The sequence below is a fragment of the Spirulina sp. 06S082 genome (assembly GCF_034932145.1).
In the GTDB taxonomy this organism is placed as follows: Bacteria; Cyanobacteriota; Cyanobacteriia; order Cyanobacteriales; family Spirulinaceae; genus CCY15215.
Map to the genome: position 1 here is coordinate 1 of NZ_JAYGHV010000430.1, position 8496 is coordinate 8496.

The following is an 8496-nucleotide window of genomic DNA, read 5'->3' on the forward strand; positions in this document are numbered from 1 at the left end:
TTCAACAGGAAGTTTTAACATTTCTACCCCAAATGGATTAATACAAGGTATTAACCACAAATATTGCCAGACAATTCACAAAAAAGATGGTTACGTTTATTCAATGTAAAGCCGTCCTATAAGGACGAGGTTTCTACCCAATTTTTCGATGAAAACAAATATTCCTAACCCTCTAAACCTTTACCTGATCCGACACGGCGAAACCGAATGGGCGCTCAACCGTCGGCACACAGGTCGTACAGATATTCCGTTGACCCAAAATGGCGAGTCCGAGGCGCGGGAACTTGGCAAGTACCTGCGGGATATACAGTTTGCCCATGTGCTGACCAGCCCACTCAAACGCGCCCAACAAACCTGTGCGTTGGCGGGGTTGGATCGAGTCCCAGAAATTGAACCGGATTTGGTCGAATGGGACTATGGCGATTACGAGGGAAAGCAATCCGTGAATATTCGCAAGGAGCGCCAGGACTGGAATGTTTTTCGGGATGGTTGTCCGCACGGTGAAATGCCAGGTCAGATTTGCGATCGCGCCGATCGGCTCATCGCTCGTCTTCGCAGGCTGGAGGGGAATATTGCACTCTTTTCCCACGGTCAGTTTGGCGGCGTTTTGGCTACACGCTGGATCGGGTTAGGGGTGGATGAAGCGCAGCATTTCCCCCTTGGCACGGCATCAATCAGTATTTTCTCCTTTGATTCCCATCACCCCACAGTGCCGATTATCGCTTTGTGGAATACCTCTGCTAACGCCCTAAACTGTCAAGACTGACATCGCGGTGAATAAGATTCTGACGCATATTCCAGCCACACCAGGAGGTTTCCTGGAGCTATTACTCTTTTTTGGTGGCCGAGATTACTACTTCCTTTTTTCTCTAGCATTTCCCAATAAATCGGCAGGGCATGATTGCCCCAAACCAAACTTAACATCATTCAACTCTATTCTTTTTTAGGACTTTTGCCAAACCTCTTTCTCTCTGCGCTTTTCAGCCCCCTTGTCACCCCTTAAGGCATTTGAGACACCTGAAAATTCGTTCGTAACTGAGATCAACCCTCGATCTCGGTTGTCAGTCATCGTAAATGTTTGAATGTTTGGGTGAATGGTGGGGGCGATCGCATCAACGCAACGGCCACCATGCCACCTTATCCCGTGTTGCGCTATAGACTTCTTTAAGGCCATTGGGGTTGGCGACATATACGCCATCTTCCGTGGTGGCATCCTTGGGCGGCTTCGTTAAAAACCCCTCTTTTTGTAAGCCCTTGAGGACTTGTTCCACGGTGCGGGAATTGAGTTGGCAGGCACGGGCAATCACATCAATGGGCAGATCAAAACTGTAGATGCCGTCGGGGTTGGGTTGGTTGCCCAGTTCTCGCTCTTGGTAGATCAGGGCGCGGAGCAAGGCTGCGACGGCTTGGGGCGGGTAGGTGCTGCAATTGAGCAGATGATATTGAAACTTAATTCGCAATTCAAAGAGATAGTCGTAGCGATCGCGAAACTCATCATCTTCGTGATAAATCGCCTCCATCGCCGCCAGGGGTAACTTCACTACCTGGGCGGTTTTGTAGGCCTCCACCAAACTGGGAAAGGCCCGCGTTGCCTGGCCATGGCTAAAGGGCAGATTCCGCATCCCAAAGCAACTCCCTGGATAGGTCAGGGACACAATGCGATCGAGGGGGGTGCTGCGGGTGATGATCAATCCCTCATTGAGGACGACGTAAAGACTATCGAGGTAGGTGTTGGGGAGAAAGGCGGTGTAGATCGGGCGGTTAGAAAAGAGGGTTTCCACTGTGAGGGAATTGGTGGGGAAATAGGCCGCGAGGGTCGTCGGAGTCATGCCGCGAAAGGGAAACACCCGATCGCAAATCGTGGCAAGAGTCGGGGTGGGGACAGACTGAGCTTTGGCCATGGGGAACGAAATGAGCAACCACGGGCTTATTTTCCCATGTCTGCTGTTTAACCTGTATTTCAATTGCGCTTGTATTTCATTGACATTTGATTTGTATTGCAATACAATCGAAATTCAATCTCAAAACATAAGCATCTGAGTTTGAAGTGAATGAGGAATTTTGATCATGACAACGACCTTGCATTACCGTTCATGGTTGCGCCGTTCATCGCGTGGGTTGGTGATGATTTGCCTGAGTGCGATCGCCGCCTGCGCTTCGGTGGATGACACGACCCCAGAGGCGACAAATGGGGACTCAGCCACCGCCTCAGACCCGATTGAACTAACCCTCGTGTCCTATGCCGTGACCCAGAGGGCCTATGAGCAGATTATCCCGATGTTTGTCGAACAGTGGAAAGAGGAGACCGGGCAAACCGTGGTGATCGACCAAAGCTATGGCGGTTCTGGCTCCCAGACCCGTGCGGTGCTCGATGGTTTAGAGGCGGACGTGGTGGCGTTGGCGTTGGCGTTGGATACCCAAGAGATTGAGAATGCGGGGTTGATTGAACCCGGTTGGGAGGATGAAGCTCCCTATGGGGCGATCGTCACCCGATCCGTGGTGGCGTTGGTCACACGGGAAGGGGGGCCAACGGTGCAAGGTTGGTCAGACCTAGCCAGAGGTTTAAAGGTGATTACGGCGAACCCGAAAACGTCCGGGGGCGCACGGTGGAATTATTTGGCCTTGTGGGGGGCGATCGCCCAATCCGGCAAAGATGACGGAGCCGCCGATGCCTTTACCACGGCGGTCTATCAAAACGTGCCGGTCTTGCCGAAAAATGCCCGTGAAGCCAGCGATCTGTTCTACAAACAGAGTCAAGGTGATGTTTTGATCAATTACGAAAATGAAGTGCTGCTGGCTGCCCAACAGGGGGATGTGCAGCCCTATGTAATTCCCACGGATTACAACATTTCCATTGATAATCCGATCGCCGTGGTGGATGCCAATGTAGACAAGCATGGCACGCGGGAGGTGGCGGAAGCCTTTGTGGCGTTCCTCTATACCTCGGAAGCCCAGCGCGAATTTGCCAAGGTGGGATTCCGTCCCGTTGATCCGGTTGTGGCGACGGAGTTTGCCGACCAGTTTCCCCAAGTTGACCAGTTGTTTACAGTGACAGATTTGGGCGGCTGGGATGCGATTCAGGCGAAGTTTTTCGCGGATGGTGCGGCCTTTGACAAAATGCTGGCCAAGATTGGCCGATCGCAGTAAAAACCGAGGCTCTAAACCGATACAGTGCAAGGGTTTAGAGCCTCGGTTTTCTGTGTTCTTTAGATCAGTGTGAGATCTCAGTTTGAAATCCTGGTGTTGAATTTGGTGAATGTTCCCATGTTGAAGGTTGATGTGATGAATGGTTCTGCTGAGGTGCAGCGATCGCGCTGGTCTTGGCCCTGGGTGATAACCTTGACCTATCTCAGTGTGATGCTCCTGCTGCCGGCGATCGCCTTGATCCAAAAATCCCTTTCCCTTGGGTGGGCAGAGGTGTGGCGCATTGCCACCGATCCCGTCGCTGTTTCGGCCTACAACGTCACGTTTTTAACTGCCCTCGCTGCGGCGGCAGTCAATGGGGTGATGGGAACCCTGATCGCTTGGGTGTTGGTGCGCTACTCATTTCCCGGTCGCAAAGTGATTGATGCGGTGGTGGATCTCCCCTTTGCCCTACCGACGGCGGTGGCGGGTTTAGCCTTGGCGACCCTCTACAGCGATCGCGGTTGGATTGGGCAATGGGTCGCCCCCTTCGGGATCAAGATTGCCTTTACCCGCACGGGGGTTTTTGTGGCCATGTTGTTTATCTCCCTGCCCTTTATCGTGCGAACCTTACAGCCTGTTTTACAAGAGCTAGAGCCAGAAATCGAAGCCGCAGCGCGATCGCTCGGTGCCACCCCTTGGCAAATTTTTCACCGCATCATTCTCCCCCCCTTAATTCCGCCCATTCTCACGGGGGTTGCTTTAGGATTTTCCCGCGCTGTGGGGGAATACGGTTCCGTGGTGTTGATTTCATCGAGCATTCCCTTTCAAGACCTCATTGCCCCGGTTTTAGTGTTCCAACGCCTCGAACAATACGACTACGCTGGCGCAACGGTGATCGGCACGGTCTTACTGCTCGGTTCCCTCACCGCCCTCCTCGTAATTAACCGACTGCAACAATGGGGACGACGCTATGCGATCCGCTAATTCTGCAACCCAACCCGATTCATGGCAATGGCTCTTAATTATCCTTGCCTTAACCTATCTGGGTGTGGTGCTTTTGCTGCCCGCCTTGGTGGTCTTCCACGCCGCATTTCAAGAGGGTATCGGGGCATTTTTCGCCTCGCTCCACAGCCACGCTTTTCGCCAAGCGACCCACCTAACGCTGATCGTGACGGCGATCGCCCTCCCCCTCAATACCCTGTTTGGCCTCTGCGCCGCCTGGGTCATCGCCCGCAACCAATTTCGCGGGCGCACCCTACTCCTCAGCATCATTGATCTACCCTTTTCGATTTCTCCCGTTGTTGCTGGGTTGATGTTGGTTTTACTGTACGGCGATCGCATCGGTTGGTTTAGTCCCCTGCTCGCCAGTCTCGGCATCAAAATCATCTTTGCCCTCCCCGGTATTGTCCTCGCCACGGTCTTCGTCACCCTGCCCTTCGTCGCCCGCGAAGTGATCCCCGTCCTCGAAGACCTTGGCCCTGAACCCGAAGAAGCCGCTCGCACCTTGGGCGCGAACAATGGGCAAATTTTCCGGCGCGTCATTCTGCCCCATATTCGTTGGGGATTACTCTACGGGATTTTGCTCACCAATGCGCGGGCCCTCGGAGAATTTGGAGCCGTTGCCGTCGTCTCTGGCAACATTCTCGGCCGCACCGCAACCCTGCCTATTTTTGTCGAGCAATCCTATCAAAACTATCAGTCCGTCGCCGCCTTTAGTGCCGCCGTCGTCTTAGCCGGACTCGCAATTTTGACCTTAATTGGTAAAGGCATCCTAGAACATTATTTCCTCAAAAAAACGCCATCCTCTTAAGGATTAATCTGCCACGATGACCCTGGCTAAACCGACGATTCACAGTCTGTAATCATCACAAACTCATCCCATTCATTGATCGCACCCTTAACCCAACCCACGGAACATTATGAGTATTCTCGTTGAAAATATTTCTAAGCATTTTGGTCAATTTCAAGCCCTCGATCAGGTGAATTTAGTCGTGCCAGATGGGAAATTGATCGCCCTTTTGGGACCCTCTGGCTCAGGTAAATCCACCTTGTTACGGGCCATTGCTGGCTTGGAATCTCCCGACAGTGGCGCAATTTGGATTAACGGTCAAAATATGACCCATTTGGATGTGCAACACCGGCAAATTGGCTTCGTTTTTCAACATTACGCCCTCTTTAAACACCTCACCGTGCGCCAAAATATCGCCTTTGGCTTAGAAATTCGCCGCATTAAAGCGGCTGAAATTCGCACCCGTGTGAATGAATTATTGGATCTGATTCAATTGCAGGGATTGGGCGATCGCTACCCCAACCAACTCTCCGGCGGACAACGCCAACGGGTCGCCCTCGCCCGCGCCCTCGCCGTGCAACCCAACGTCTTACTCCTCGATGAACCCTTTGGGGCCTTGGATGCCCAAGTCCGCAAAGACCTACGCCACTGGCTCCGCAACCTTCACCATGAGGTGAATTTAACCAGCGTCTTTGTCACCCATGACCAAGAAGAAGCCCTCGAAGTCGCCGATCAAATTGTCGTCATGAATTGCGGCAAAATTGAACAGGTTGGCACGCCTCAAGAAATCTACGAAACACCCGCAACCCCTTTTGTGATGCAGTTTGTGGGCGAGGTGAATGTGTTACCCAATGTTGTGGCGCAGGATCATCGTCAGGCGCGATCGCCCATCTTTGTCCGACCCCATGCCGTCAAAATCCATTCCCAGCCCACCCCCGCCAGCCTTCCCGCCACGATCACAGACATCCTCCATCGGGGCTGGGATGTTCACCTGAAACTCCAGTTAGCGGATCACACCCCCCTCACCGCCCACATCAATCGCGATCAATGGGCAGACCTCAACCTCAAAACTGGGCAATGTGTCCAAATTGAACTCAGTGAGATCAAAGCCTTTGCATCGTCAAAACATCACCTGAATTTCTAATATCAACAAAAGTCAAGATATTAAGCAAATACTTTTTCTGGGTATAGAATGATAGAAGTAGGCAGCCCACCCTTCGAGAAGTGCAAAGCACAACACTCTAAATCCCTCTCCTAAGCTGGGAGATGAGGGCGGGGAGGAATCTAGTGGCGCAAGCAGGATACTCCCAAAAGATCAGCAAAGATTTCTATAACTAAACAACTCTAGAGATAAGGTAATTTTCGAGGAAAAATATACCATCTGTAGAGTGTCGCATTACCTTTGGCATGGCTTCCCTAGAGCGAAGCGTAATGCGCCATTGGCCGGTACTTTCATGGCCAGAGATTGTCTAACACCACGTCAATCTGAAACAACTCACCCCACAGTGCCTGCGATCGCGTTGTGGAATACCTCTCGCAAAATACTCAACTGCCAACAGCTAAATTTTTTCACAAATAAATAACTCTGGAGATAAAACCATGATTAATCTGCAACAACAACAAAAAGAAAGCGCTATAAAGCAAGACAATTCCGTTGTGGCAATCTATGCAACCCATATCGCGGCGGAAGCGGCTGTCAAAGAACTCCAGCAATCTGGCTTCGATATGCAGAAACTATCGATTGTGGGACGCGACTATCACACTGAGGAGAACGTGGTCGGTTACTACAATACTGGCGATCGGATGCAAGCCTGGGGTAAGGTTGGTGCCTTCTGGGGAGGACTGTGGGGCTTTTTGTTCGGTTCTGCGTTCTTTGCGATTCCTGGTTTAGGACCGTTTTTGGTCGCGGGCCCGTTGGTCAGTTGGATTGTGGGGGCGTTGGAAGGGGCGATCTTGATGGGCGGGCTGAGTGCGGTGGGGGCGGGCTTGTACAGCCTTGGGATTCCCAAGGACAGCATCTTGCAGTACGAACGGGCGATTAAGAACGACAAGTTTGTTCTGATTGTCCACGGCTCCAGGTCTGACACGACCCATGCCCAAGAAATCCTCGATCGCACCGGGCCTGAAACCTTGGAACACCATCTGGTCACATCCGATGAACCACTGATGGGGGTGGCATCTCCGCAGTAGCTGTTTAGAGTGAGAGTTGCAGAAAGGTAAGATTAAATCTTACCTTTCTGCCCGAAAACTAATAACACTCTTACAAAAGAGATTTACTGATTAATTGCAATCAAATTGAGGGAAAAAGCAATGATTGAATACAAAAATAATCCAGAGAACAACATCGTCGAACTTGTCATCGAAGGGAAAATTACCGAAGAAGACTTCGATCGCGTGGTTTCTCAGTTGAAGGCTGATATTGCCAAGCACGGTAAATTGAGAGTTCTGGAAGAAGTTCGACATTTCGAGGGGATTAATCCGATCGCACTTTGGAAAGATATTCGCTTCGGCTTTGCCCATCTCAATGATTTTACCCATGCCGCACTCGTTGCTGATGCCAAGTGGATGCGGACACTCACAGAAGTGTTCGAGCGCGTTGTGTCCGTTAAGGTCAAAACCTTTGAACCATCACAGATTGAGGAGGCACGGCATTGGCTCGCAGACCTGAGCAGCGATCGCCCACAGCCGTAACGGAGTCCAAATCCTGACGATCAATGGCGGCTCGTCGAGCATTAAGTTCTCACTTTTTGAGTCCGGCGACCGTTCCATTCAATAAATGCCAAAGGAATACCCATGATGAAAGCCTCCGTCAATCGACCCAAAGCTCCCGAAGAAAGTCCCGATCCGAAGGACGATCTGAAAACCCTGTCTATGGCACAACTAGAGGCAAAACTGGAGTCGTCGCCGGAGGGTCTCAGTCAAGACGAGGCGAGTAAGCGGCTGAAGCACTATGGACCCAACGAGATTAAAGAAGAGAAAACCAATCCCTACCTGAAATTCCTCAGCTATTTTTGGGGTCCTATTCCGTGGATGATCGAGGTGGCGGTGATTCTATCGGGCATAGTTGGACACTGGCCAGATTTTTTCATCATTCTACTGTTGCTGGTTGCTAATGCCGTAGTTGGGTTTTGGGAAGAACACGAGGCGGGGAATGCGATCGCCGCCCTGAAGTCCAAGCTGTCCGTTAAGGCGCGGGTGAAACGGGATGGAAAGTGGATCGCACCACCGTCCCGTGAATTGGTCCCAGGGGATTTGATTCGCTTGCGTTTGGGTGACATTGTGCCAGCAGATGCCCGCCTGCGGTCGGGTGACTCGGTGGAGGTGGATCAGTCGGCACTTACGGGGGAATCCCTGCCTGTCACTCGTAAACCGGGCGAGGCTGTCTTTTCTGGTTCAATCCTGCGCCGGGGTGAAATTGATGCCCTCGTCTATGCTACGGGGGCGCATACCTACTCATTGGTGTCAACTTAAGGGGAGAAAGCGAAAAACAAAAGGAATCGGAAAAAACCAATGAGAAAGAGAAAGAGAGGGTAAGATCGAGAAATCACCAGAGAAGAAAGAATGATGAAAAAGCGCTCAAA

Annotated in this window: 8 protein-coding genes and 1 pseudogene; 8 read left to right on the plus strand and 1 reads right to left on the minus strand. The window is 51.6% G+C overall.

Features of this window, described 5'->3' with window-relative positions; genetic code table 11:
- The first annotated feature begins 148 nt into the window (after positions 1-148).
- Positions 149-766: a histidine phosphatase family protein gene (locus tag VB714_RS26010; protein ID WP_323228126.1), complete on the plus strand. Its 618-nt coding sequence runs from the start codon at positions 149-151 to the stop codon at positions 764-766.
- A gap of 346 nt (positions 767-1112) precedes the next feature.
- Here VB714_RS26010 and VB714_RS26015 read toward each other — a convergent pair whose 3' ends face one another.
- Entirely contained in the window at positions 1113-1901 is a 789-nt protein-coding gene (locus VB714_RS26015; protein ID WP_416309804.1) for a Crp/Fnr family transcriptional regulator, read from the minus strand.
- Between the two features lie 166 nt (positions 1902-2067).
- On the opposite strand from VB714_RS26015, the gene VB714_RS26020 reads away from it, so the two are divergent.
- From VB714_RS26020 to VB714_RS26050, 7 genes and pseudogenes are all read left to right on the plus strand, one after another.
- Positions 2068-3147, plus strand: a complete 1080-nt coding sequence (locus VB714_RS26020; protein ID WP_323228132.1) for a sulfate ABC transporter substrate-binding protein — start codon at positions 2068-2070, stop codon at positions 3145-3147.
- A 117-nt stretch (positions 3148-3264) separates the two neighbouring features.
- On the plus strand, positions 3265-4110 hold the full coding sequence (cysT, locus tag VB714_RS26025) for a sulfate ABC transporter permease subunit CysT (protein ID WP_416309805.1): 846 nt from the start codon (positions 3265-3267) through the stop codon (positions 4108-4110).
- A complete protein-coding gene (gene cysW, locus VB714_RS26030; RefSeq protein WP_323228135.1) occupies positions 4097-4936 on the plus strand; it encodes a sulfate ABC transporter permease subunit CysW in 840 nt (279 codons plus the stop codon). Before cysT ends, cysW begins: the two co-directional genes overlap by 14 nt.
- A gap of 109 nt (positions 4937-5045) precedes the next feature.
- Positions 5046-6059 (plus strand): sulfate/molybdate ABC transporter ATP-binding protein, encoded by a 1014-nt coding sequence (locus tag VB714_RS26035; RefSeq protein ID WP_323228137.1) that lies wholly within the window; start codon positions 5046-5048, stop codon positions 6057-6059.
- Positions 6060-6514: 455 nt separating this feature from the next.
- On the plus strand, positions 6515-7105 hold the full coding sequence (locus VB714_RS26040; protein WP_323228139.1) for a general stress protein: 591 nt from the start codon (positions 6515-6517) through the stop codon (positions 7103-7105).
- Positions 7106-7225: 120 nt separating this feature from the next.
- Entirely contained in the window at positions 7226-7606 is a 381-nt protein-coding gene (locus VB714_RS26045; protein ID WP_323228140.1) for an STAS/SEC14 domain-containing protein, read from the plus strand.
- A 180-nt stretch (positions 7607-7786) separates the two neighbouring features.
- Positions 7787-8368: pseudogene (locus VB714_RS26050) on the plus strand (cation-transporting P-type ATPase); the annotation flags it as partial.
- Positions 8369-8496 lie beyond the last annotated feature (128 nt).

Coding starts and splice junctions, on each gene's coding strand:
- VB714_RS26010 (WP_323228126.1), top strand. CDS start 149: ATGAAAACAAATATTCCTAACCCTCTAAACCTTTACCTGATCCGACAC.
- VB714_RS26015 (WP_416309804.1), bottom strand. CDS start 1,901: ATGGCCAAAGCTCAGTCTGTCCCCACCCCGACTCTTGCCACGATTTGC.
- VB714_RS26020 (WP_323228132.1), top strand. CDS start 2,068: ATGACAACGACCTTGCATTACCGTTCATGGTTGCGCCGTTCATCGCGT.
- cysT (WP_416309805.1), top strand. CDS start 3,265: ATGTTGAAGGTTGATGTGATGAATGGTTCTGCTGAGGTGCAGCGATCG.
- cysW (WP_323228135.1), top strand. CDS start 4,097: ATGCGATCCGCTAATTCTGCAACCCAACCCGATTCATGGCAATGGCTC.
- VB714_RS26035 (WP_323228137.1), top strand. CDS start 5,046: ATGAGTATTCTCGTTGAAAATATTTCTAAGCATTTTGGTCAATTTCAA.
- VB714_RS26040 (WP_323228139.1), top strand. CDS start 6,515: ATGATTAATCTGCAACAACAACAAAAAGAAAGCGCTATAAAGCAAGAC.
- VB714_RS26045 (WP_323228140.1), top strand. CDS start 7,226: ATGATTGAATACAAAAATAATCCAGAGAACAACATCGTCGAACTTGTC.